At 65.2% G+C, this 23,226-nt stretch carries 21 protein-coding genes; 7 read left to right on the top strand and 14 right to left on the bottom strand.

The features are described from left to right. Window positions 1-41: 41 nt before the first annotated feature. Window positions 42-3,008 (top strand): TM0106 family RecB-like putative nuclease, encoded by a 2,967-nt coding sequence (locus tag FCN77_RS04925; RefSeq protein ID WP_368074313.1) that lies wholly within the window; start codon window positions 42-44, stop codon window positions 3,006-3,008. Here the strand turns inward: FCN77_RS04925 and FCN77_RS04920 are convergent. The 9 genes from FCN77_RS04920 to FCN77_RS04885 form a co-directional block, all read right to left on the bottom strand. Beyond that, window positions 3,005-3,805: a triose-phosphate isomerase family protein gene (locus FCN77_RS04920; protein ID WP_254678994.1), complete on the bottom strand. Its 801-nt coding sequence runs from the start codon at window positions 3,803-3,805 to the stop codon at window positions 3,005-3,007. The genes FCN77_RS04925 and FCN77_RS04920 overlap by 4 nt on opposite strands. 185 nt (window positions 3,806-3,990) lie before the next feature. Beyond that, entirely contained in the window at window positions 3,991-5,340 is a 1,350-nt protein-coding gene (locus FCN77_RS04915; RefSeq protein ID WP_137321368.1) for an MFS transporter, read from the bottom strand. Between the two features lie 52 nt (window positions 5,341-5,392). After that, window positions 5,393-5,533 carry a hypothetical protein gene (locus FCN77_RS25810; RefSeq protein ID WP_175417140.1) on the bottom strand — a complete coding sequence of 47 codons (141 nt, stop codon included), beginning with the start codon at window positions 5,531-5,533 and terminating at the stop codon, window positions 5,393-5,395. Window positions 5,534-5,545: 12 nt separating this feature from the next. Then, window positions 5,546-6,313 carry an SDR family NAD(P)-dependent oxidoreductase gene (locus FCN77_RS04910; RefSeq protein WP_137321367.1) on the bottom strand — a complete coding sequence of 256 codons (768 nt, stop codon included), beginning with the start codon at window positions 6,311-6,313 and terminating at the stop codon, window positions 5,546-5,548. A 23-nt stretch (window positions 6,314-6,336) separates the two neighbouring features. Then, window positions 6,337-7,347, bottom strand: a complete 1,011-nt coding sequence (locus FCN77_RS04905; protein WP_137321366.1) for a 3-hydroxyacyl-CoA dehydrogenase family protein — start codon at window positions 7,345-7,347, stop codon at window positions 6,337-6,339. 2 nt (window positions 7,348-7,349) lie between these two features. Beyond that, window positions 7,350-7,844 carry a ribose-5-phosphate isomerase gene (locus FCN77_RS04900; RefSeq protein ID WP_137321365.1) on the bottom strand — a complete coding sequence of 165 codons (495 nt, stop codon included), beginning with the start codon at window positions 7,842-7,844 and terminating at the stop codon, window positions 7,350-7,352. Further along, entirely contained in the window at window positions 7,841-9,631 is a 1,791-nt protein-coding gene (gene dhaL / locus FCN77_RS04895; protein WP_137321364.1) for a dihydroxyacetone kinase subunit DhaL, read from the bottom strand. The genes FCN77_RS04900 and dhaL overlap by 4 nt, the downstream gene beginning before the upstream one ends. Before the next feature lie 74 nt (window positions 9,632-9,705). Then, window positions 9,706-10,710, bottom strand: a complete 1,005-nt coding sequence (locus FCN77_RS04890) for a sugar phosphate isomerase/epimerase (protein ID WP_137321363.1) — start codon at window positions 10,708-10,710, stop codon at window positions 9,706-9,708. Between the two features lie 161 nt (window positions 10,711-10,871). Continuing rightward, window positions 10,872-11,579 carry a GntR family transcriptional regulator gene (locus tag FCN77_RS04885; protein WP_137321362.1) on the bottom strand — a complete coding sequence of 236 codons (708 nt, stop codon included), beginning with the start codon at window positions 11,577-11,579 and terminating at the stop codon, window positions 10,872-10,874. A gap of 375 nt (window positions 11,580-11,954) precedes the next feature. Between FCN77_RS04885 and FCN77_RS04880 the strand changes: the two genes are divergently transcribed. Continuing rightward, entirely contained in the window at window positions 11,955-13,190 is a 1,236-nt protein-coding gene (locus FCN77_RS04880) for an IS110 family transposase (protein WP_137321361.1), read from the top strand. 82 nt (window positions 13,191-13,272) lie between these two features. Here the strand turns inward: FCN77_RS04880 and FCN77_RS04875 are convergent, their stop codons facing one another. From FCN77_RS04875 to FCN77_RS04865, 3 genes are all read right to left on the bottom strand, one after another. Next, a complete protein-coding gene (locus FCN77_RS04875; protein ID WP_137321360.1) occupies window positions 13,273-14,352 on the bottom strand; it encodes an alkene reductase in 1,080 nt (359 codons plus the stop codon). 82 nt (window positions 14,353-14,434) lie between these two features. Then, window positions 14,435-15,490 (bottom strand): 2,3-butanediol dehydrogenase, encoded by a 1,056-nt coding sequence (locus FCN77_RS04870; RefSeq protein WP_137321359.1) that lies wholly within the window; start codon window positions 15,488-15,490, stop codon window positions 14,435-14,437. A 134-nt stretch (window positions 15,491-15,624) separates the two neighbouring features. Then, window positions 15,625-17,415: an NAD(P)/FAD-dependent oxidoreductase gene (locus FCN77_RS04865; RefSeq protein ID WP_137321358.1), complete on the bottom strand. Its 1,791-nt coding sequence runs from the start codon at window positions 17,413-17,415 to the stop codon at window positions 15,625-15,627. A 212-nt stretch (window positions 17,416-17,627) separates the two neighbouring features. Between FCN77_RS04865 and FCN77_RS04860 the strand changes: the two genes are divergently transcribed. Further along, window positions 17,628-18,938, top strand: a complete 1,311-nt coding sequence (locus FCN77_RS04860) for a GAF domain-containing protein (RefSeq protein WP_137321357.1) — start codon at window positions 17,628-17,630, stop codon at window positions 18,936-18,938. Between the two features lie 38 nt (window positions 18,939-18,976). On the opposite strand, the gene FCN77_RS04855 is transcribed toward FCN77_RS04860, so the two are convergent. Both FCN77_RS04855 and FCN77_RS04850 read right to left on the bottom strand, forming a co-directional pair. Next, window positions 18,977-19,630 (bottom strand): PKD domain-containing protein, encoded by a 654-nt coding sequence (locus tag FCN77_RS04855; RefSeq protein ID WP_254678848.1) that lies wholly within the window; start codon window positions 19,628-19,630, stop codon window positions 18,977-18,979. A gap of 285 nt (window positions 19,631-19,915) precedes the next feature. Continuing rightward, window positions 19,916-20,578 (bottom strand): DUF6318 family protein, encoded by a 663-nt coding sequence (locus tag FCN77_RS04850; protein WP_137321355.1) that lies wholly within the window; start codon window positions 20,576-20,578, stop codon window positions 19,916-19,918. 268 nt (window positions 20,579-20,846) lie between these two features. Between FCN77_RS04850 and FCN77_RS04845 the strand changes: the two genes are divergently transcribed. The 4 genes from FCN77_RS04845 to FCN77_RS25805 all read left to right on the top strand — a co-directional run bounded on the left by FCN77_RS04845 (window position 20,847) and on the right by FCN77_RS25805 (window position 23,214). Then, on the top strand, window positions 20,847-21,281 hold the full coding sequence (locus tag FCN77_RS04845) for a pyridoxamine 5'-phosphate oxidase family protein (protein WP_137321354.1): 435 nt from the start codon (window positions 20,847-20,849) through the stop codon (window positions 21,279-21,281). 60 nt (window positions 21,282-21,341) lie between these two features. Beyond that, complete coding sequence (locus FCN77_RS04840; RefSeq protein WP_137321353.1) at window positions 21,342-21,761, top strand: very short patch repair endonuclease; 420 nt, start codon at window positions 21,342-21,344, stop codon at window positions 21,759-21,761. Between the two features lie 191 nt (window positions 21,762-21,952). Continuing rightward, window positions 21,953-23,050, top strand: coding sequence for a glycosyltransferase family 2 protein (locus tag FCN77_RS04835; RefSeq protein WP_175417139.1), 1,098 nt, complete (start codon window positions 21,953-21,955; stop codon window positions 23,048-23,050). Window positions 23,051-23,052: 2 nt separating this feature from the next. Beyond that, window positions 23,053-23,214 (top strand): hypothetical protein, encoded by a 162-nt coding sequence (locus tag FCN77_RS25805; protein WP_175417138.1) that lies wholly within the window; start codon window positions 23,053-23,055, stop codon window positions 23,212-23,214. Window positions 23,215-23,226: the final 12 nt, after the last annotated feature.

The following is a 23,226-nucleotide window of genomic DNA, read 5'->3' as shown; positions in this document are numbered from 1 at the left end:
GCGACCAGCCGGAGGCCGTCAGCTGGGGGGCGCCGGGAATCGTGGCCTGCGGCCGGTGCGACTACTGCCAGGAGCGGGTCAAAGCCACGGACGATCTCCTCCTGGTGGCCCGGATGAACTCGGCCCAGCGCAAGAAGCTGCACGCGCAGGGCATCTACACCGTCAAGGAACTGGCCGACGCCACGCTGCCCGGCGCGAACGCGTCGCTATTGCGGATGCAGGACCAGGCCAGGATGCAAAGCAACGCCGGCACGGCGGAGGGGTCCGTCAGCTACGTCAAGGACGGCGAACAGCACAGCATCGGCTACCGGGTGGTCCCCGGGAACACCTTGGCGGAACTTCCCCCGCCCAGCCCCGGAGACATCTTCTTCGACTTCGAAGGGGACCCGCTGTGGCAGGACAGCGCCACCGGAGCCTGGGGGCTTGAGTACCTGTTCGGCGTCGTCGAGACGCCGGCGGAGTCCGGTGGCCAGTACGTGTTCAAGCCTTTTTGGGCACACGGCCGTGCTGCGGAGAAGCAGGCCTTCCTCGACTTCCTGGACTACGTGGAGGACCGCCGGCACAAGTATCCGGACATGCATGTGTACCACTACGCCGCCTACGAAAAGACTGCACTCCGGAAACTGTCCGTCATGCATGTGGCGGGCGAGGACACTGTGGACGCCTGGCTGCGGGACGGTCTCCTCGTGGACCTTTACCAGACCGTCCGGAACAGCATCCGTATCTCCGAGAACTCCTACAGCATCAAGAAACTCGAGCCGCTCTACATGGGCAGCAATCTCCGCTCCGGGGATGTGAAAGACGCCGGGGCCTCGGTGGTCGCGTACGCCGATTACTGCGAAGCCCGCGACGCCGGTCTGGCCGGAGACGCCGCAGCCATCCTGGCCGGCATCTCCGACTACAACGAATACGACTGCCTTTCCACCCTTAAGCTCCGCAACTGGCTGCTGCGGCTGGCTGGCGAGCGCGGGATTGCGCCCGCACCGGCCGGAAGTACAGGAGCTCCAGGAAATTTAGGACGCGCGGCACCTGCCCCTGAAGACGGTGCCGCGGTCCGGCCTTCTGAACTGGCCATCAGGTCTTTCCTGGACCTGGCCGCCGAGTTCCGCTCCGCAGCTGCGGCTGAAGTCTTGGCTGTGTCGGCCCCGGGCACCGGAGCGCAGTCCGCCCCCGATCCGGACGTTCAGGCCGTTGCCATGGTGGACGCGGCCGTGAGCTACCACCGCCGCGAGCGCAAGGCATTCTGGTGGGCACACTTTGATCGCTGCGAAAACGGTCCCGACACCCACCAGCAGGACCGCAACGTCTTTCTCGTGGAGGAGGCCCGCATCCTGGATGACTGGCAAAAGGTCGGAACCCGTCTCCCGGAGCGCAGGGTTCAGCTGACCGGCACGGTGAGCGCCGGCTCGGACCTCCGCGAGGGCAGCAAATGGTTCCGGATGTATGACCGTCCGCTCCCCGCCGGGCTGGAAGGTACGGGCAAGGACGGCTCCGGACGGGGCGGATGGTTCGGGACGGAGGTCCTGGAACTCGGCCACGAGGACGGCAGGGATACCGTTGTGATCCGCGACAGGCTGCCCCGGAAGATCGAACCGCACAACAGCCTGCCCATCGCGCTCACCGAGGACCAGCCCGTTCGCACCAAGAGCCTTGAGGAGGCGCTGGCGCTGCTGGCTGACCAGGTCGCGGCCGGGCTTCCGGACGGCTCAGCAGCGGCACCGGGGAAGCCGGTGTTCCGGAAGCATCCGGCCCTGGACCTGGTACGTCGGATTCCTCCGCGTCTGGTGACCGGCGGTCCCCTCCCCGTTCCGGCGGGCGGCCCGGACCGGTTCATTGACGCCATCACCGCGGCAGTGGAGGCCCTCGACCATTCCTACCTGGCCGTCCAGGGACCGCCCGGGACCGGGAAGACCCACGTCGGCTCGCACGTCATTGCGCGGCTGGTGGCACGCGGCTGGAAAGTGGGCGTCGTAGCCCAGTCCCACGCGGTGGTGGAGAACCTGCTCTGCACTGCCGTGCGGAAGGCCGGAGTGGACCCGCGCAGGGTAGCCAAGGACGTCAAACACGACGATTCCCTGCCGTGGGATCACCGGGACGCCGCGGATGTGGACAGGCTCCTCAGTTCCCCGGGCGGCGCCCTGGTGGGCGGCACCGCCTGGACGATGACCGGCGCAACGGTGCCCGCGGGGTCGTTGGATCTCCTCGTGATCGATGAAGCCGGGCAGTTCTCACTCGCAAACACGCTGGCTGTTGCCCAGGCAAGCCCGCGGCTGCTGCTGCTCGGCGACCCGCAGCAACTCCCGCAGGTCAGCCAGGGCACCCACCCTGAACCGGTCAACGAATCAGCACTGGGCTGGATCTCGGCCGGCCATGCCACGCTGCCGCCGGAACTGGGCTACTTCCTGGCGGACACCTGGCGCATGGCGTCGCCGCTGTGCGCTGCCGTTTCGGAACTCTCATACGAGGGCAGGCTGCGGTCGGCGGCGGCCGCAGACCTGCGTTCCCTGGAGGGGGTTCCTGCCGGAATCGAAACCGTTATGGTGCCCCATACGGGCAACATCACGTCCTCGGCGGAGGAAGCTGCCGAAGTGGTGCACCAGGTCGGCAGGCATCTGGGGTTGATGTGGCACGATGACGCCGGCAGCCGACCGCTGGGAGCCGCCGACATCCTGGTGGTGGCCGCCTATAACGCCCAGGTGAACCTGATCAGGGACGCCGTGGACGCCGCCGGCCATACTGCCGTCCGCGTGGGCACCGTGGACAAGTTCCAGGGCCAGGAGGCGGCCGTGGTGATTGTGTCCATGGCGTGTTCAGCGGTGGCCGAGGCTCCGCGCGGCATGGAGTTCCTGCTTTCCCGGAACCGGATCAATGTGGCCGTGTCCCGCGGAAAGTGGCGCGCCGTAATTGTGCGGGCGCCCGAACTGACCAACTACCTGCCCACCCATCCGGAGGGCCTTGAACAGCTGGGCGGTTTCATCGGACTGTGCCAGCGGTCGGCACCAGGCTAAAGGCTAAAGGCGATCAGCAGCGCCTCATCCAGCACCTTGCCGAAGTTCGCCGCATCGTGTGCGAAGCGGCCCAGGAACAAACCCGAAACCCCGCCAAGTTTGGGCAGCAGTCCGGGCTTGGCCGAACCGCCGTAGATGACCGGAAGCTCCTGCAGCCCGTGCGCGGCGAGTCGGGCACGGAGGTGATTCACGACGTCGGACACGTAGACCGCGTCCGCCGGCTCGGCGGCGCCGATGGCCCACACTGGCTCGTACGCAATGATCAGGCGGGAAGCGAGCGTCCAGTCACCGCTAACAGCAGCCTCGATCTGCCGGTACACGAAGTCCGCGGCGGCAGCGGCGCCACCAGCCGCGGCTTCACCGGCAGTGTCTTCGTCGGCTGCCGCTTCACCAATTGAGTCTTCGCCGACCGAGTCTTCGCCGACGCAGTCTTCGCCGACACAGAGCAGCGGCGTCAGCCCGGCGTCATCCGCGGCCCTGACCTTGAGCGCCACCACGGCGTCGTTTTCGCCGAAGTGCGCACGGCGCTCGGCGTGGCCGATCTCCACCAGGCGGACGCCCAGTTCGGCAAGCATGGAGGGTGCCACCTCCCCGGTCCACGGGCCGTCGGCCCAGCCGCAGTTCTGCGCGCCGAGGACCAGAGGTGAATCCCCCACCAAGGCAGCCGCGGCCGGGAGCACCGGGAAGGACGGGATGACAAACGGGACAACCCGCCCGGCTGCGAGGGCCGGGCGGGAGTCCACTTCATGCTTCAGCTGCGCCAGCCAGTTCAGGCTGTCCCGGTACCCCAGGTACATCTTGGTACTCACGCCCACGTAGGTGACGGGGCTGTTGGCATCGGGGCCTGGGGCGACGGGGGCGTGGGCAACGGGACCCGCGGCCTGGCTGGCTGACACGTGCTGCATTTTGCTGCTTTCTTGCTGGTGGGCGGATGCTGGTCACCGCTCCGCCGGTGGCTGCGTCCGGGACCTACTTCCGGAACCTACTTCTCCAGCAGTTCGTCCGCCTTGTTCTGGAACCGCTTGGTGGCGTACATCATGATCGCGGCGACGAATGGCAGGACACCAAGGGCGTAGACGCCCATGGTTCCGGTGTCGGACGCCGTGACCTGGTTGACCGTGGTGCGCAGGATCGGGGCCACGAAGCCGCCCAGGTTGCCCAGCGAGTTGATCAGGCCGATGCCTGCCGCGGCTGCTGTGCCGGTGAGGAACGCCGTCGGGTAGGACCAGGCGATGGGTCCGATTGACAGGAAGCTGCAGACTGCCAGGGTGATGAAGATGATGCCGAGCGCCGGAATGTGGTTGGCTCCGGCCCAGGCCGAGCCGAAGATGCACAGGCCGGTGGAAATGAACAGGCCGGTGCCCCAGACGCGACGGCGGACAATAGTGTTGGCGGCTTTGCCGATGAAGTAGCAGGCGAAGATGCCGAAGAACCACGGGATGGCTGCCAGCAGGCCCACCATGATGCCCACCTTCTGGCCGGTCAGCTGAGACACCTGCTGCGGCAGGTAGAACGTTACGCCGTAGACCGCAATCTGGAGGCAGAAGTAGATCACCGTGAAGTACCAGACCTTGCGGTTCTTCATGGCGGCAAGAACACCGCGGGGTCCGGTTTCTTCCTTGACGGTGTCCTCCAGCGCCATGACATCCAGCAGCGCCTTCTTTTCGCCCGGGTTCAGGAACTTCGCGTCCTGCGGGCTGTTGATCAGGAAGAAGTACGCCGCGACGCCTGCAAGGACTGCCAGCACGCCTTCGACAAAGAACATGACCTGCCAGCCGGCCACACCCGGAACCTGGTCGCCGATGTTGATCAGCCAGCCGGACAGCGGTGCGCCCATCATCTGGGAGAACGGCTGGGCCAGGTAGAAGATGGCGAACATTTTCACGCGGACCTTGTTCGGGAACCAGGCCGCCAGGAACATGATGACGCCCGGGAACAGCCCGGCCTCAGTCACACCCAGCAGGAAGCGCAGGATGATGAAGGAGGTCTCGCCCTGGACGAAGGCGAAGCACGCGGACACGATGCCCCAGGTGATGGCGATGCGTGCCAGCCACACCTTGGCCCCGAACTTGGTCAGGAGCAGGTTGCTGGGGATTTCGAACAGTGCGTAGCCGATGAAGAAGATGCCCGCACCCAGGGCGTACGCACCGGCGGTGATGCCCTTGTCCACGCCCAGTGCGGCTTCAGCGAAGCCCACGTTGGTGCGGTCCATGAAAGCGACGACGTACAGGATGACGAGCATAGGCATAAGCCGGAACGAGGCCTTGGAAATCGCCGATTTGAGGATCGGAGAATCCAGGAGCTCCTTGGTGGATGTTGCTGTTACGGACATCAAAACTCCTCTTTGAGTAATTCGTTGCGAACGAAGATGGACCCTTCGGGTCCTAGCGGGAGAACGCGATGATCATGACGCCGGCAAGGCAGGCCAGGATTCCGACGGCAAGGTAGATCTTCCGTTCGCGGCTCCAGGACCTGGGCCCCGTGGCGGCTGTAGCAGGTGCAATGGGCTTGCCGGGCTGTGCCATGGCTGTCCGTTCCTAGTGCATGTAGAGTCCGCCATCCACATTCAGCGTCTGGCCGGAGATGTACCCGGCGTCCTCGCTGATGAGGAAGGCGATGGCTGCTGCGATGTCGCGGGTGGACCCGACCCGGTTGACCACGAGGTCCTTGGTGAGTTCATCCTTGCGTTCCTGGCTGAGGGTGCCGCCCATGATGTCGGTATCGATGGGGCCAGGGGAGATGGCGTTGACCGTAATGTCGTACTCCCCCAGTTCACGGGCGGTGGAACGCGTCAGCCCGATCACCCCTGCCTTGGCCACCGAGTAAGGCGTCTTGGAGAAGGTGCCGCCGCCGCGCTGCGCGGAAACGGAGGAGATGTTCACGATGCGGCCGATCCGGTTCTTCACCATGGATTCGGCGACCCGCCGGGTGGCGTAGTGGACGCCGTTGAGGTTGATGTTCAGCACGCGGTCCCATTCGGCCGCGTCCAGCTCCAGGTACGGGACCGGCGAGCTGACGCCGGCCACGTTGGCGAGGGCGACGATCTGCGGCAGCTCCGCTTCGATCGAGTCGATGGCTGCACGGACCGAGGCTTCGTCGCCGACGTTGGCGCCGACACCGTGGGCCTTCACGCCGTACTGGGCTGCGAGTTCCTTGGCCGTGGCCTGGCACAGGGCGTCATCCAGGTCGATGATGCCGATGTTCCAGCCCTGGGCGGCCAGGTAGTTGACGGTGGCGCGGCCGATGCCGCGCTCCGAGACGGCGCCGGTGACGATTACGGTGCGTTCTGCGGGGAAAATGCTCATGCGAGTGCTCCTGGGGTGCTGAGTTAGTTGATGGGCGCGGGGCCGAGGTCTTCGATCAGCTTCTGCATGGCCACATAGGCCTTGTTGCGGTAGGCGATCAGTTCGGGTGTGCGCTCGGCCGGAACGTTGAGGAAGCCTGCGCCGGTCTTGGTGCCGAGCTTCCCGGCCTCCACCAGGTCGCTAAGGATCTTGGGGGTGGCGAACCGCTCCGGGAAGTCGGTCTGGAGGGACTTGTAGCAGAAGTTGTACACGTCCAGGCCAGCCATGTCCGCGATGGCGAACGGCCCGAAGAACGGCAGCCGGAAGCCGAAGGTGGTGCGGACCAGGGTGTCCACGTCGTCCGCCGTCGCGATACCCTGCTCCACCAGCTGCGCGGCTTCGTGGAACAGTGCGTACTGCAGGCGGTTGAGTACGAAGCCGGTGACGTCCTTGACGACGGCGGTCTGCTTGCCGGCGGCGTGAACCAGGTCGCGGACGGCGCCGACGGTACCGGCCGAGGTGCCGGCGTGGGGGATGATCTCGACGCCGGGGATGAACGGCGACGGGTTGGAGAAGTGCACGCCCAGGAAACGTTCCGGGTTGGTGACCGGCCCGGACAGTTCGGCGATGGAGATGGTGGAGGTGTTGGAGCCGATGATGGCGTCCGGCCGGGCGGCTGCGCTGATGCGGGCCAGCGTCTGGTGCTTGATGGCGATGACCTCGGGAACGGCTTCCTCGATGAAGTCCGCGTCCGCCACGGCTTCCTCGATGTCCTTTGCGGCCCACAGGTTCTGCTTCAGGATTGCGGTGGAACCCGCGGGGAACAGGCCGTCCGCCACGAACTGGTCAGACTCTGCCAGGAGCCTGTCGTAGTTGCGTTGTGCCACTTCGGCGGACACGTCGGCGAGTGCCACGCGGGCTCCGCCGAGCGCCAGGACCTGGGCGATCCCGCCGCCCATGTAGCCGGAGCCGACGACGGCGATCTTCCGGGCGCTGTTTGCTGCTGTCGAGGCTGTGCTTGCTGCGTTTGCCGGGGTACTTGCTGTTTCGGTCATGATCAGACTGCCTTCGTGTAGTCGGGCTCGTAGGAGCAGATAGCGTCCACCTTGGCGGCGGAGGATGAGGTCTCATCGAAACGGTAGTCGAGCCATTCGCCCACCAGCTTCTTGGCCAGTTCCAGGCCGATGACGCGCTGGCCCATGCTGAGGACCTGTGCGTTGTTGCTCAGCACGGAGCGTTCCACGGAGTAGCCGTCGTGGGCGGTGACGGCCCGGATCCCGGGTACCTTGTTGGCCGCGATAGCCACTCCCAGGCCCGTGCCGCAGATCAGCAGCGCGCGGTCCGCCTCGCCGTCGGCCACTTTGCGGGCGGCGTCGACGGCGACGTGCGGGTACGCGGTCGAGTCGTTCGCCCCGACGCCCACGTCCACAACGGATGCGACGCGGCTGTCCGCTTCGAGCAGCGCCTTCAGCGCTACCTTGTATTCGACACCGGCTTCATCGTTGCCGATGACGATGCGCCATCCTGGCGCAACGTTCGGGTTGGTGCTCATGAGCGTGCTCCATTTCCGGCCGCAGCGGCCAGTTGGGAATCAGACAGTTGCGAATCTGACAGTCGGAAATCAGACAGTTCAGAATCGAGGTAGTTCGAAATCCGGGCCGCGATCAGCCCGAACGAAACAGCGCCGGGATCGGGATGGCCTACGCTCTTTTCGGCCAGCGGCCGCGCCCTGCCCTTCAGCGGCCGGAGCGAAGCGGTAGCGTCCGCGGCCTCCTGCGCAGCAGCCGCTGCGGCGGCGAGGGCGGACGCGACGGGAGTGCCGGCGTCGAACGCGGTCAGGAAGGTGTCCTTGAATGGAAGCAGCGCGTCCACCATCGTCTTGTCCCCCGCTTCGGCCTTGCCGAGGGCGGTGATTGCGTCCACGAAGGCGGTGACGGCGGCCGCCGCGTCCTCGCCCCGGTACGCGTCCCTGTTACCCAGCGCGATTCCGGCGGCGATCACCGCCGATCCCCACAGGGCCCCGGAGGTTCCGCCGGCGCGTTCGCTCCAGGCTTCCCCTGCCGCGGTGAGCACGCGTTCCACCGACGCGCCGGCCGCCGAGGATTCCTCTGCCGCTGCGGCTGCCGCGTCCACGCCGCGGCGCATGCCGATGCCGTGGTCGCCGTCGCCCGCGATCGCGTCCAGGTTGCCCAGTTCCTCTTCATGTTCGACGACGACGCCCTGCACCTGGGCGAGCACGGCGGCTGCCAGCCGGCCCAGGTCCGCTGCTTCCGCCGTCGTTTCTTCCGATTCGGCGGCCACCGCTTCCTCCGGTCCGGCCAGCTCGCGGCGGGCCCGCGGGGCGAGGTTGCCCTTGCGGAACGCCGGGGTGTCGGCCGGGGCTGCCCAGAACTGCTCCAGTTCGTCGTCCAGCCAAAGCAGGGTCAGGGAAAGTCCGGACATGTCCAGGCTGGTGACCAGCTCGCCGCATTCCGGTTCCACCACGGTCAGTCCGGCCTCGGTGAGGAGCTTTTCGATCTTGCCGAACAGCAGGAACAATTCGTCGTATTTGACCGTGCCCAGGCCGTTGACGATGGCCACCACGCGGTTCCCGGCGTCGTCGGGCTTGTCCGCGAGGAGCCGGGAGACGAGCAGTTCGGCGAGCTCGGAAGCCGTGGGCATGGGGTGTTCAGAGATTCCCGGTTCGCCGTGGATGCCAAGCCCGAGGGACATCTGACCGGCCGGAACGTGGAACAGGGGCTCGGCGGCGCCCGGGAGGGTGCAGCCGTCAAACGCCACGCCGAGCGAACGGGTTCGGTAGTTGGTCCTGATAGCGAGCCGTTCGACGGAGTCGAGGTCAAGTCCAGCCTCGGCCGCGGCGCCGGCGATCTTGAAGACGGTCAGGTCTCCGGCGATGCCGCGGCGCTTTTCGATCTGGTCCAGCGGTGCGCTGGCGATGTCGTCCGTGACCAGGACGGTGCGGGTTTCGATGCCTTCCGCGTTGAGCCGCAGCTGGGCCTGGCCGAAATGGAGCACATCGCCGGCGTAGTTGCCGTAGCTGAGCAGCACGCCGCCGCCGGCGTTGGCGGCCTTGGCTACCCGGTAGACCTGGCCGACGGCCGGGGACGCGAACATGTTGCCGCAGGCGGAGCCGGTGGCGAGGCCCGGTCCCACCAGGCCGGCGAAGGCCGGGTAGTGGCCGGAGCCGCCGCCCACCACCAGGGCTACCTGGCCGGCGGGAACCTCGGTGGAGCGGACCACTCCGCCGTCCACCCGGGCAACGTACCCGCGGTTGGCCGCCACAAAGCCGTCCAGTGCCTCATCCGCGAAGTCAGCGGGGTTGTCGAAGATCTGGGTCATGGTTCCTCATTGAATCCGTGTTGGAAAAGTGCGGTTGGGTTTGGAGTCCGGCTTCAGTCATGCGCCGGCTCCGCTTAGACGCCGGCGAGTTCGACGGCGGACGGCTGCTGCCGCCCCTGGGCCACCTGGCTCTGGCCGAGCGCGTAACCGTCGTTCTTCGGGAGGACGTGGCGGCGCAGGTAATCCTGGTTGCTGGCCGTGACGCTCAGGCCGTCTCCGCCGTAGTGCTCGGTGCAGAGGATGCCCTGGAAGCCTACGGACAATGCCAGCTTGAAGGCCTCGCGGTAGTTGATGAGGCCGCTTTCCATCGGGGCAGGCATGGTGACGTACATGTCACGGGCGGCGTCCTCGTCCCGGATGTAGTTCTTCATGTGCCAGTAGTTGGAGTACGGCAGGGTCTTGGCCACCATCTCGCGCCAGTCCTCGATGGGCCGGTGAAGCCGGATCAGGTTGCCGAGGTCCGGGTTGAGGCCAACGTTTGCGAGGCCGATGTCCTGGACCAGCTGCACGGACGAGTCCGCAGTGCCCAGGTAGGTGTCCTCGTACATTTCGAGCGAGAGCAGGACGCCCACTTCGGCGGCGTGCCGGCCGAGTTCGCGGAGGCGGGTGACGGCGTTGCCCCAGGCTTCCTTGTTCCCCGCCGGGTCCTTGTGTCCTTCAACCGTCCAGAACCAGAGCTGCTTCTGCTGCTCGGGCGTAATGGCCTGGTGGAGCCCGAAGGAGACAACTTCGCAACCAAGTTCGGCGGCGGCGTCGATGGTGCGATGGCTGTAGGCCAGGTTGGCTTCCCAGTTGCCTTCTTCGATGACGCTCCGGCGGATAGCGGAGATCACCGGAACACCGATCCCGACGGCGTCCGCCGTCTGCTTGAACTCGGCGAGGCGCCCCTTGCTCAGGTCCCCGGGGCGCACCCAGCTGTCCGTCAGGTCCGCGTGGGCGAAACCGGCTTCCTTGACCTCGGTGAGGACCTCAGCCCAGGCCGAGGCGTCAGCGTCGTTGATGGGGGTTCCCTCGGCGTCGATGCCCGGGAACTGCAGCAGGGCCGCGGTAATGGGCCAGTTCTCAGCTGTGTAAGCCATGATGTTCACTCCTTCGTACGAATCCTGTTTCCTATAGGATTTACTATCAACAAGGAGTTGTCAAGGTCACACTTCGGGTGGTGTCACCCAACTGGGTAGCAGCAGGTGTCGTTTTCGGGCTCCAAAACGACACCTGCTGCTACTCAGTTGGGAGGGCGGGATCAGCCTTCCGGGGCGTCGGCGATGGCGCGGCCGCGGACTTTGCGGACGTGGTCGGCCATGGCGGAGGCGGCCTTCTCCGGGTCCGCTGTGGACAGCGCGTCCAATACGGCCTGGTGCTCGGCAATGGCATTTTCAGCATCCGTAATGCCGACGCCGCCGAACAGCCGGAACCGCTGCACTTGCCCGCCGAGTGCGGCGTAGGCGGCCACCATGAACTGGTTGCCCGTCTGTTCGGCGATGAGCCGGTGGAACCGCTCGTCGGCTTCGAGGTAGTCACGGTATTCAGCGAACGACGGTCCACGGGGCGCGGTCTTCAGGTCCGTCACGGCCTGTTCCAGCTGGGCGAGCCGTTCCGCGGTCAGCCGGGCACAGGCGAGCCGGGCGTTCACCGGTTCGATGGCGAGCCGGGCCTCCATAAGTTCGGCGAAGTCCTCCCGGGTGAAGACCGGCGCCACACGGTAGCCTTTGAGGGCCACGCGGCGGACCATACCGGTGTGCTCCAGCCGGGCCAGGGCTTCACGGACCGGGGTGGGAGAAACGTCCAGATCCCGCGCGGTTCCGTCGATGCTGACGGTGGCACCCGGTTCCAGCCGGCCATCCATCAGCGATTCCAGCAGCTCCTCGTAGACGTGGTCGGCGAGCACTTGGCGGCTCACGGGCCTGCTTTTGCGGGTGCCGGGGCTGTTGGTCTGGGACGGACGCTGCATGCTCAGATCCTATAGGGCTGGCGCTAAGCAGTTGGCATGAACGTCGCCAGGAACGACAAAGCGGGGTCACATGCCGCCCATTAACCTCAGGTCAGCAATGCGGCGCCTCCGGCTCACCATGGTGAGCGAAGATTCGGGGGCGTCGCGTTCTGCTGTGGTCACGCGGTGACCCGCGGTGTGAGACTGGTCGTGTTCGTTGCGGTCGACCCCGAATCCTCTGTAGTGCCTTGGAGCCTGTAGGTCAGCATGGGGGTGGAGGGCTTCCACGGGAACCGTGGATTGGTGCCTTCGAGCCCGAGCGTCAGACTTCTGAATCTCCCTGCCCTCCCCGCGACGGACACCGAATGATCCGTCGACGGGAAGCAGGTGGCAGTGATGGAAGTGGTGCATGGCCGGTGTGCTGGTCTGGACGTGTCCAAGAAGGACGCCAAGGTCTGCGTCCGGGTCGCCGGTGTTGGTCGTCGCAAGACTGTTGAGACGGTCACGACGTGGGGCTCGACCACGAACCAGGTCCTGGCCCTGCGTGAGCATCTAATCGCCGAGCAGGTCACCTGTGCGGTGATGGAGGCCACCGGGGACTACTGGAAGCCGTTCTACTACCTCCTTGAGGACGCCGGGTTCGAGGTCATGCTGGTCAACGCCAGGCACGTCAAGAACTTGCCTGGCCGCAAGAGCGATGTCGCCGACGCGACGTGGCTGGCCCAGCTCGGCGCACACGGCCTGGTCCGCGGGTCGTTCGTGCCCCCGGAGCCGATCCGCCAGTTGCGCGATCTGACCCGGGCCCGGACCGCGATCACCCGGGAACGTGGCCGGGAGATCCAACGGCTCGAGAAGCTGCTCGAGGACGCCAGCATCAAACTGTCCTCGGTCGCCTCCGACATCACTGGCGTCTCCGGACGGGCGATGCTCGAGGCGATGATCGCGGGCCAAGACGACCCCGCCGCATTGGCCGACCTCGCCAAGCGGCGGCTGCGCTCGAAGATCCCGGCGTTGACCGAGGCGCTGAGCGGCCGGTTCACCGAACACCACGGTTTCCTGGCGCGGGTACATCTGGACCTGATCGACCGGCACACGAGGGCGGTCGAGGACATCACCGCCCGGATCGAGGTGGTGATCGCACCCTTTCAGGGATTCCGGGACCTGATCGCCACCATCCCCGGCATCGGCCCCCTCGTCGCCGACGTCGTCGTCGCCGAGACCGGCGCGGACATGACCAGGTTCGCCACCGCCGGGAACCTCGCTTCGTGGGCCGGGACCACGCCGGGTCACAACGAGTCCGCCGGACGAGTCAAGTCGACCAGGACCCGGCCCGGAAACCCCTATCTCCAAGGAGCGCTCGGCGCTGCCGCGATGGCGTGCGCACAGAACCCCGGCACCTACCTCGGCGCCCGCTACCGCCGAATTGCGTCGCGGCGAGGCCCCATGAAAGCCAACGTTGCGATCCAACACACCATGCTCATCGCGATCTGGCACATGGGCCGCTACGGAACCCTTTACGAGGACCCCGGTGCAGACTTCTTCACCCGTCTCCACCCCGAACGCGCCAAGAACCGCGCACTCCACCAACTCGAGGCCATGGGCTACCAGGTCACCCTCGATCGGACGGGTTAACAAAACGCGGGTCCCCTGACGAGGAAGGGAATCTTCGCGTCAGTGGACTCGATGTGACCCCGCGCTGCTGCGAGCTAACAGGCTAGTTCTGGGACTCCTCGTAGAAGGGGTAGTCCGTGTAACCAGCCGCGCCATCGCCGTAGAACGTGGCCTGGTCCGGTTCGTTGACCGGCAGGCCTTCGCGCCAGCGGCGGACGAGGTCGGGGTTGGCGATGGCCGGACGGCCCACGACCACTGCGTCGGCATGGCCGTCGGCAACCAGCGAGATTGCTTCGTCGCGGGACGTTACGACACCGAACCCGGTGTTGATGAGGAATGGGCCGTTGAAGCGGGTCTTCAGGTCCTGTACCAGTTCGCCGGCCGGTTCCTTGTGCAGGATGCTCAGGTAGGCCAGGTTGAGCGGCGCGATCGAGTCAACGAGGACTTCATAGGTTGCGCGGACATCGGCGGGGTCACTCTCCTCGATCCCCTGGACGCCGTGTGCCGGGGAGATGCGGATCCCCACCCGGTTTCCGCCGAGCGCTTCGACGACGGCGTTGACGGTTTCAATGACGAACCGTGCCCGGTTCCCGGGAGACCCGCCATAGCTGTCCGTCCGCACGTTGGTGTCCGGCGCAAGGAATTCGTGCAGCAGGTAGCCGTTGGCCGAGTGCAGCTCAACGCCGTCGAACCCTGCCTCGATGGCGTTCCGTGACGCCGTCACGATCTCCTGGATCACCACGGGCACTTCATCGGCGGTGAGCTCGTGCGGCACCGGGTGCGCCTGCTTGCCCTTGTACGTACGGGTTTCAGCCTCGAGGGCGATGGCGCTCGGTGCAACGACCTGGTGGCCGCCGTTGATGTCCTCGTGGGAGACCCGGCCGCCGTGCATGATCTGCGCAAAGATCCGGCCGCCCTCGGCATGGACAGCGTCCGTGACCTTCTTCCAGCCTGCAATCTGTTCGGCGGTGACAATGCCGGGCTGCCCCGGGTAGGACCGGCCGGCGGGGCTGGGGTAGGTGCCCTCGCTGACGATCAGGCCAAGGGAAGCGCGCTGGCGGTAGTGCTCCACAACGAGCGCACCGGGCACGCCCTCCTCGCCGGAGCGGAGACGGGTGAGCGGCGCCATCACCAGGCGGTTGGGCAGTTCGAGCTCGCCGAGAGTCATGGGAGAAAACAACATGCGCGGTTCCTTTCGAAGCGGATGGGGTCCACTAAGCGCAACTGGAGCGCGCGTGCAACTATTCCGCGTGAGACGGGGATCACTAAGGGTGCACGATGATCTTTACGGCCGTGTCGTTGTGGTTGATGAGGGTGTCGAAGCCCTTGTCCACCAGGTCGTCCAGGGCAATTCTTCCGGTGATGAAGGGTTTCAGGTCCACCTTCCCTTCCTGGACCAGCCTGATCGCGGCCGCGTGGTCGCCCCGGTAGGCGATGGTGCCGCGCAGGTCGATTTCCTTGAGGACGATCTTCTGCATGTCCACGGTTGCCGGCCGCCCCCAGATGGACACGTTGACCACCACGCCGGCGGGCTTCACGACGTCGAGCATGGTGTCCAGAACGGCATTCACCCCCGCGCACTCGAAGGCTGCGTCGGCGCCCGCTCCCCCGGTGAGTTCCAGGACGCTGGATTTGACGTCGACAGCGCTGGGGTCGAGTACATGATCCGCGACGCCGGATGACGTGGCTTTCTCTTTGCGCGCGGCGGACAGCTCGGTCACCACGGTGGTGACACCCAGCCCTTTCAGGACTGCCGCCGTGAGCAGTCCGATGGGACCCGCACCGCCGACGACGGCGACGTCCCCGGCTTTCACGTCGCTCCGGCCGACGGCGTGATAGGCCACCGCGAGGGGTTCGATGAGTGCGGCTTCGTCGAGTGGAATGTCACCGACGGGGTGGACCCAGCGTGAGTCGACCACGATCTTTTCGCTGAGTCCCCCGCCGCCGCCGGCCAGCCCGATGAAGCCCAACTTGGTGCACAGGTTGTAGTTGCCCTCCCGACACGGACCGCATTCGTCACAGACGAAGTACGGCTCCACCACCACGCTGTCGCCGACGGACAACCCGGTGACGCCCTCGCCCAGTTCCTCAACAGTGCCGGAGAACTCATGTCCCAGGGTGACCGGCGCCTCCTCGTGTGACAGCCCGTGGGGGTGCCCGGGCGGCGGGGTGAAAATGGGCCCTTCCAGGAATTCATGGAGGTCCGTGCCGCAGATCCCGCACCAGGCGACCGCGATCTTCACGGCTCCGGGGCGCAGACCCGGCTCCGGAATGTCTTCGATCCGGAGGTCCTCGCGGGCGTGGAATCGTGCTGCTTTCATGATGTCTTCCTTCGTAATACGGGCCGTGGATGCACCCGTCGGGCGCATCCACGGCATGTCGTTGGATTGTCACAGCAGGTGGCCGTCACCCCCAGTGTGGTTCCCGGGATGGTGATTGTCACGGCCCGTCCGGGTCAGCGCGCGTGGTGCGTGGGCTGGAGTTCGTAGACCGGTGTGGGCAGTCCCTCCATCCGGGCCTTGAGCTGCAGCGCCAGGTAGTTGGAGTAGTGGCGGCTCTGGTGCAGGTTGCCGCCATGGATCCAGAGGTTCTCAACATTGGTGGGCTTCCACATGTTGCGCAGCTCGCCCTCCCACGGGCCAGGATCCTTCGGGGTGTCCGATCCGTATCCCCAGCATTTGCCGACGGCGTCCGCCACCTCGGGCGACACGAGGTCGGCAAGCCAGCCGTTCATGGATCCGTAGCCGGTGGCGTAGATGATGACGTCGGCCTCCAGCTCCGCTCCGCTGTCCATGACCACGGCGTTGCCGGTGATCTTGCTGACCTGGCCGTTCGCGAGCTTGACGCGTCCGTCGATGATCAGCTGGGACGCGCCAACGTCGATGTAATAACCGGAGCCGCGCCTCAGGTATTTGAGGAACAGACCGGAACCGTCCACGCCGAAGTCCAGGTCGAAACCGGCGGCCTCAAGCTGTGAGTAGAACCCGGCGTCGCGCTTGGCCATCTCCTGGTAGACCGGGATCTGGGCTTCCGGCAGGATCCGGTACGGCAGGGACGCGAACAGGAGGTCCGCTTTCTCGGTGGTGACGCCGTTGGCGAGCGCCTTCTCTGAGTACAGGTCGCCGAGGGCAAGGTCCATCAGCGACTCGCTGCGGGCGATGTGAGTGGAAGACCGCTGGACCATAGTGACGTCCGCGCCGTGCTCCCACAGATCGGCGCAGATATCGTGCGCTGAGTTGTTGGACCCGATCACCACGGCTTTCTTGCCCGTCCAGTCTCCGCCGCCGGGGTGCTTGGACGAGTGGTACTGCTGCCCCAGGAAGGACTCGGCGCCGTCGAACGTTGGGATGTTCGGGTAACCGGAGACGCCCAGGGCGAATACGAGCTGCTTGGGCCGCAAGGTGACCGGTTCGCCGTCGCGCGTTACCTGGACGATCCATTCCTGGCGCGCTTCATCGAAACGGGCGTTGGTGCACTCCGTCTTGGACCAGTAATTCAGCTCCATGATCCGGGTGTAGTGCTCCAGCCAGTCACCGATTTTGTCCTTTGCCGCGAAGACGGGCCAGTCGTCCGGGAACTTCATGTACGGCAGGTGGTCGTACCAGACGGGATCGTGCAGGTGGAGTGACTTGTAGCGGTTCCGCCACGAGTCTCCGGGATTCTCGTTTTTCTCCACGATGATGGTGGGGACGCCGAGCCTGCGCAGCCGTGCGCCCAGTCCGATGCCGCCCTGGCCGCCGCCGATGATCACTGTGTAAGGCTGGTCCTCGTACCCGAGCCGGGCTTCCTGCTCCTCCTTGAGTTCCAGCCAGGACTTGCGGCCTTTGCTGATCTGGTGTGCCACCCCTTTCTCCCGGTTGGGGCCCTTCTTCTCCTCGAAACCCTTGAGCCCCTGCATGGTGGTGAGCAGGGTCCAGCATTTGCCGTTGCGTAGCCGCAGGTGGGCATGGCCGCGCGCCTGTGCTGTTTCAAAATTCACCCATGCCTCCGTGCTGGCGGCGTCTCCGGTGGCATCCTCGGCGAGCGCCCAGTCGCCGGGCCGGACATCCTCGAGCGTCGCGTCCAGCATGCGTTTGATGTCCGCCTTGCCCTCGAGCGTCTTGAGGTTCCAGGTGAACGATACGAAGTCGCGCCAGTACGGATCGTCGTCGAAAAGTTGTAGTGCGGCATCGGTGTTCCGGCTGCGCAGCGCCTCGTCGAACTGCGCCAGCCAGGCCTGCACGATGCCGTTTGGTGTCTCAGGCATGATTCCTCTTTCCGTTGCTTACAGTGAGCCACTCAGGTCCGACCCGCCTTGTCCGCCCCGTGACCCGCATCACAAGTAAAAGCTCCCGGGGGTTACAATCGAGTTACACGGCCCCCGTCCCTGCTCCTTCGAGCTATCCGCCCAAGGAACAGCCGGAGAGTGGTCTCCGGCTTGTGGCCGGATCGATTCGATGACGAGTTGGGAGATTGCGGATGCGGATTGGCCCCGGCGCGCTCACCCAGCTCCGCGACCTCAGGTTTACCGCTCCGGCGGAGTACGCCCTCACGCTCAGGAAAGCCCACGAAGCCACTATCTCCGGCAACCCGGATCCGTACATTTCTCCCGGCATCATCGAGTCCTGGCAGCGATCGCTGGCGCTGGGCATCGACCCCGACCAGCACCGTCCGGTTCACCGGCACGAAGTGTCGGAAGCGCGCTCGATGAGTGCCGGGCATCGTCTGGCTGCCGTGATGCCGGCGCTGTCCCAGTTACTGGCCGACGAGTCTTCCGCGGGGCGCCACCTTTTGATCGTTACGGACAGGCAGGGCGAAGTGCTGTGGCGGGTCGGCAGCCGGCAGGCCCTGAGGCTAGCCGATTCCCTGGAGTTTGTTGAGGGCGCCGACTGGTCCGAAGCGGGGGTGGGAACCAACGCCATCAGCGAGGCCCTGGTGACTGGTTCGCCGGCACAGTTGTTCTCTGCGGAACACCTCGTGCGCACGCATCACGACTGGGCCTGCACGGCAGCCCCTATTCGAGATCCGTTCTCGGGTGAAGTCGTGGGAGTCCTCGACGTGTCCGGGCCGTTCGAATCGGTGACGCCGGACAGCCTTCGGATGGTGCGCTGCGGGGTGCGGCTGGCGGAGGAGCTGCTGAAGTCCGCAGGCGCTACGTCGGCGGGCCACCTCACGCTGCCTGAGCACGCCGGCGGCCTGCGTTCAACGCTGATGCTGAGATTGCTGGGTGATAGTCCCAGCGCCGAGCTCGACGGCGGAGCCCGGCTTCCGTTGACACTGCGGCGGGCTGAGGTTCTGGCGCTGCTGGCCTCCCGCACCCAGGGGTGGAGCGCCGACGAACTCGCGTACCGGCTTCACGGCGAGGACGGTGCCGCTGCGGCCGTCCGGACGGAAATGCACAGGATCCGCAGCATTCTAGGCAACGTGGTGGAGCCGAACCCGTATCGTTTCTCGTCGGCTGTCCGCGTAGTAACGGACGCATCGGTTGTGGCTGGCCACTTGCGCGAGGGCCGCGTGACCGAGGCACTGGCCGCGTACCCGGCGAAGCTGCTGAATCGTTCGGTCAACCTGTCCGTGGAGCTGATGCGGGACGAGCTCAACGAAGCAGTTGGCGCGTCCGTACGTTCCAGCGGGGATGCCTCACTCATGTTGCAGTGGTGTGCGAGCGATATGGGCGCGGCCGATACCGCAGCCGCCGCAGCCATGGCCAGCCTCAGCGGACCGGACGACCCGCGCTATCAGCTGGTGCGGGCGCGGATGGAACGCATGGACCGGGAGTTGCGGGCGTAGCTGAGCCTCCCCTTGTAGCGCCGGTGGAGAGCCCCTCCCTATGGCGGCGGTGCGACGCCGGGACAGCCCTGGCCCCGAGGATTCCTGATGCAGTCGTCGGCGTAGTTACGTGTGACGGAACGCCAGACGCTGATGGTCTGCGGTGGGGCGTTGAACTGGCCTTGCCCGGGGATGGGCAGGGGCGGGCCGTTATTGACGGAGTAGGTTCCCTGGAAATGCGTGGTGAGCACCACTTGGTAATCGCCGGTCTGGGTATAGACATGGCTGGTGCGGGTCTTCTCGCCCCAGCGGTCCTGCGGGAGCGGGCCACCGGCCGAGGGCTGGGGCCCCTGCGTTGTACCGTCGCCGTAGTTCCATGTGTATTGCGCAGGAGTGGCCACTACATGAACCTTCTGGGCCAGGATGGTGATGTCGAACTGCTGCTCTGCTGAGTCAGCGTAAAAGTTGGTCTCCGCTCCCCGCAGGGTGTGAGGACTCGGCTGGGCGGTCACGGTTCCTGCGGCCACGGGGAGTTTCTGGAATTCAGACTGGATCAGGGCCGCGATGCGGGGAAGCAGGTCTTCCGGCTTCGGGTCGAACAGACACGTCGGGCCGGAGTGGAAGGTCCACACCGGGTTCGGGATGCCCTTGGGTGCTTTCAACCACACAACCGGGATGCCGTCTGTCCCGTCGGGTCCGTTCTTGCACTCCACCCGTCGCCCCAAACAAGGCGTGTCGAAGTCACCCCCGCCAAGGTGGCACTGAAGTTCGTACTTGTACTGATAGGGGTCCGTACTGGGCGGCGCACCAGGCTCTTCTTCGACAAACCCGCCCTTCGCACTGTCCCAAGTCCACCCGCCCAAAGTGACATTGTCAGGCTTCCAGTCACTAAATATGTCCGGGTCACCTGCCATGGCTGGGGACACACCAATAAAGCCCACAGATAGGGCGACGAGCAGCGCCAGAAGGCATCTAGATTTCCCCACTACAGTCATGGCTCAACCGACTATTTTGCCGATATCCGACAGTCTCCAGGTCCCGTTTTCATACGCAACAAAGAGAAGGTTGCCGGTGTCATCAGGCTGCGGATCGCTTCTAGCCACGCTTCCATCCTGACGCATATAAGTGAGCGATGTTTGACGTGCCTGAACAGCAACTTGATACGTTGCATCCGCCGACTTGTTGAATGTGGTGCTCGTAGCTACGGCGGCGACTTTGCCACCCACGAGCCAACGGCCTTCAGAGTGCCAAGCATGGATGACTTGCTTGGCCTTGTCGCAGGGTCCACAGGATGACGATGTAACACCGTTCAGCGGCGCCAGATCACCAGTCTCGTATCCGTAACTGAGGAGATTAAACCAATAGCCGGCAAATGCCATAGCCCCTTCCTTCGTCTCCGCCTTCGCCGCTTCGGGCAACACCGGAACCGGCACGTTCTGTGCCTTGCCCTTGGCGTCGGCCGGTTTGTACGCCGCGGACGGAGTGGGCGTCGGGCTCGGCGTTACTGATGCCGACGTAGACGCTGAAGCCGACGCGGACGTCGGGTCGCTGCCTGGCGGATTGTTGCCTTCATTGCAGGCCGTCAGGACCAGAACGGAAGCGGTGAGCAGTGCAGCGGTGGAATAGCGCAACCGTGCGGAATGCCAAGTGCTAGATGTCATGGGCAGCTATTCCCCCGATAGTTTCAAGACGTCCGAGCCGGCCGGCAATAAATCCGGACGATGGTTAAAGGGTAACCGAGGTCACACTTTAAGGGCCAAAGTTATCCACAGGAACCGCTTCCGGTTTTACCGCCCAGGACCATGGATAGGAAGTCATACCGCCACCGCAGAAAGCAGTCCGTTCCGCCTGCCGCACGGATGGACAGTTTCAAAGATTGTTCCCAAAAGGCACTGGCCAACAGCCACGTCCCGGCTGAAGAATAAGCCCATGATGTTCACACACGAAGACAGCAAACCCATCCTGAACCTGGACGATGACCAGTCGTGGAAGCTCCTGGAGGGCACAAAACACGGCCGATTGGTAGTGACCGTGGCTGGCGAGCCGGACATTTTCCCGGTTAACTACGCCGTGAGTGGCCGGAAGCTCTACCTCCGGACAGCTCCGGGAAACAAGCTCGCGGAGCTGACCATCAACGCCAAGGTCCTCTTTGAAACGGACGGAATCATGTCCGACGAGGCATGGTCCGTGGTCCTTCGCGGCACCGCACGGGTCCTGGACCATTCCGCGGACATCGCAGCGGCGGAGTCTCTCGGCCTGAAGCCTTGGGTGCCAACGTTGAAGGACTTCTACGTGGAGATCGAGCCGGTCTCGCTCAGCGGCCGGCACTTCCAGTTCGGCGAACATCCGGAGCGGGAAATCTAGAGTCTCAGCACGGTCACGTGCAGCCGGCCTCGCCGGCTGCGGGCCGCCTAAACTTGAACTATGGCGGACCGGCTGACTCCAGAACAGCGCAGCTGGAACATGTCCAGGATCCGTGGCAAGAACACCAAACCGGAACTGCTGGTCCGCAGCCTCCTGCACGCGAAAGGCTACCGCTACCGCCTGCATGGCAGTGCGCACGGCGGCAAGCTTCCCGGCAACCCGGACCTGGTGTTCGCCGGACGACACAAAGTCATCTTCGTCAACGGATGCTTCTGGCACTTCCACGACTGCAAAGCAGGCCGGCACGCCCCCGCGGCGAACGCGGAGTTCTGGGCGGCCAAACGGACGCGCACAAGGAACCGCGACGCCGAACAGCGCCGCCTGCTTGAAGCTTCCGGTTGGCAGGTGCTCACCGTCTGGGAATGTGAACTCAAGGACATCTCCGCTTTGGAAACACAGCTGGAGCAATTCCTGGCGTGAGCCCGGTCACCGGGCAATGATCCGCGGCGGCAAACCTGGGCAGACCTTGATGCAAGCTTGAGGGTATCCGGGGACCTTTGTTGAGGCCGGCCCGGAAGGATGGATCCCGTTGCCTTCACAGTGAGGGCCGTCATTCCTTCGAAGAGGCCTTCTTGCAGTCAGCATTACCGCCAGCGCCTGAGTCAAACTCCGTGGATGCAGCCTGGCAGCTGCGGGTGGTAGTTCTCGTCCCCGCCTACAACGAGGCCAGCTCCATCGGAGCCACCCTTGACGGCCTCATGGTGCAGTCCCGACCGGCGGACCGGATTGTGGTGATTCCCAACGGCTGCTCGGATACGACGGCCTGGGAGGCACGAAAGTACCCCGTCACCGTCATGGAACTTCCCCGTCTGGAACACCGCAAATCCGAGGCACTGAACCGGGCATGGAACGAGTACGCACAGGACGCCGACGTGCTGATCTGCCTGGACGCGGACACCGTGCTCCCGCCTAATGCGCTGGCAGCCTGGGCCCAGGAATTTGCCGCGACCGGCACCCCTGCCGGAAAGCCGTTGGGCGGATCGTCGTCGAAATTTACCATGCAGGATCCCGGGGTGCTGAGCCGGCTGCAGAAAGCCGAATTCGCCACCTGGACCGACGTCGCGCTGCAGCGCGGAAGAACCAGTGTCCTCGCCGGAACGGGCTGCGCCATCAACAACAGCGTCCTTCGGCAGATCGCTGCCCGGGCCGACCGCGAAGGCCCCTGGGTCTACACGTCCCAGGTTGAAGACTTCGAACTGACCTACCGCATCCGCGAACTCGGCTACATCTGCCAGGTCTCCCCGGATGTCCGCGCCTACACAGACTCCATGAAGTCAGTCAAAGCGCTCTGGGGCCAGCGGATGAAATGGCAGGTGGGAACCGTTGAGGACCTGCTCGAGCTGGGCGTCAACCGGCTGACCCTGCGGGACTGGGGCCAGCAGGCCATGGGCCTGCTGGGAGTCTTCCTCAAGCTCCTGTGGCTCGCCGTCATCATCACGTCGCTGGTGCTGGGAGTCTTCCGGTTCGTCCTGTTCTGGTGGTTTGTGCCAGTTCTGTTCGTGGCACTGGACATCAAGCGTGCCCGCCGGATTCCGCACCACGACTGGAAGGACATAGTGCTTGCGGCTTCCTTCTTCCCTCAGGAAATCTTCATGTGGCTCCGGTCCGGGTGGTTTCTCGCCTCCTGGTGGGCCGTACTCACAGGCAAGATCACCCGGCGGCGAATCGACCGCTGGGAAGCGCAATACACAGCAGAGGAAATCAACTAGACATGTACGGAATGAACGCAGCACTTCCCGCGTCGGGCACCGGCGCTGCCCTGGCCTACACCGGGCTAAATGTGGGAGCAGGCCTGCTGACCGCCCTTGGCATCATGCTGATCGGAGTCGCATTCCTGGCCCTTGCACGCCCCGGCGGAAAGGTACGTCCGTAAGCGGCTCCCGCC

The sequence above is a fragment of the Arthrobacter sp. 24S4-2 genome, from assembly GCF_005280255.1.
Taxonomy (GTDB): Bacteria; Actinomycetota; Actinomycetes; order Actinomycetales; family Micrococcaceae; genus Arthrobacter.
The sequence above is the reverse complement of the archived record's forward strand: the minus strand, read 5'-3'. Positions and strand labels throughout refer to the sequence as shown.

Excerpts from the sequence above, each read along its gene's own strand:
- FCN77_RS04920 (WP_254678994.1), bottom strand. The coding sequence starts at position 3,805 with ATGTACCTGGGGTACCGGGACAGCCTGAACTGGCTGGCGCAGCTGAAG.
- FCN77_RS04915 (WP_137321368.1), bottom strand. The coding sequence starts at position 5,340 with ATGTCCGTAACAGCAACATCCACCAAGGAGCTCCTGGATTCTCCGATC.
- FCN77_RS25810 (WP_175417140.1), bottom strand. The coding sequence starts at position 5,533 with ATGGCACAGCCCGGCAAGCCCATTGCACCTGCTACAGCCGCCACGGGG.
- FCN77_RS04910 (WP_137321367.1), bottom strand. The coding sequence starts at position 6,313 with ATGAGCATTTTCCCCGCAGAACGCACCGTAATCGTCACCGGCGCCGTC.
- FCN77_RS04905 (WP_137321366.1), bottom strand. The coding sequence starts at position 7,347 with ATGACCGAAACAGCAAGTACCCCGGCAAACGCAGCAAGCACAGCCTCG.
- FCN77_RS04900 (WP_137321365.1), bottom strand. The coding sequence starts at position 7,844 with ATGAGCACCAACCCGAACGTTGCGCCAGGATGGCGCATCGTCATCGGC.
- dhaL (WP_137321364.1), bottom strand. The coding sequence starts at position 9,631 with ATGACCCAGATCTTCGACAACCCCGCTGACTTCGCGGATGAGGCACTG.
- FCN77_RS04890 (WP_137321363.1), bottom strand. The coding sequence starts at position 10,710 with ATGGCTTACACAGCTGAGAACTGGCCCATTACCGCGGCCCTGCTGCAG.
- FCN77_RS04885 (WP_137321362.1), bottom strand. The coding sequence starts at position 11,579 with ATGCAGCGTCCGTCCCAGACCAACAGCCCCGGCACCCGCAAAAGCAGG.
- FCN77_RS04880 (WP_137321361.1), top strand. The coding sequence starts at position 11,955 with ATGGAAGTGGTGCATGGCCGGTGTGCTGGTCTGGACGTGTCCAAGAAG.
- FCN77_RS04875 (WP_137321360.1), bottom strand. The coding sequence starts at position 14,352 with ATGTTGTTTTCTCCCATGACTCTCGGCGAGCTCGAACTGCCCAACCGC.
- FCN77_RS04870 (WP_137321359.1), bottom strand. The coding sequence starts at position 15,490 with ATGAAAGCAGCACGATTCCACGCCCGCGAGGACCTCCGGATCGAAGAC.
- FCN77_RS04865 (WP_137321358.1), bottom strand. The coding sequence starts at position 17,415 with ATGCCTGAGACACCAAACGGCATCGTGCAGGCCTGGCTGGCGCAGTTC.
- FCN77_RS04860 (WP_137321357.1), top strand. The coding sequence starts at position 17,628 with ATGCGGATTGGCCCCGGCGCGCTCACCCAGCTCCGCGACCTCAGGTTT.
- FCN77_RS04850 (WP_137321355.1), bottom strand. The coding sequence starts at position 20,578 with ATGACATCTAGCACTTGGCATTCCGCACGGTTGCGCTATTCCACCGCT.
- FCN77_RS04845 (WP_137321354.1), top strand. The coding sequence starts at position 20,847 with ATGATGTTCACACACGAAGACAGCAAACCCATCCTGAACCTGGACGAT.
- FCN77_RS04840 (WP_137321353.1), top strand. The coding sequence starts at position 21,342 with ATGGCGGACCGGCTGACTCCAGAACAGCGCAGCTGGAACATGTCCAGG.
- FCN77_RS25805 (WP_175417138.1), top strand. The coding sequence starts at position 23,053 with ATGTACGGAATGAACGCAGCACTTCCCGCGTCGGGCACCGGCGCTGCC.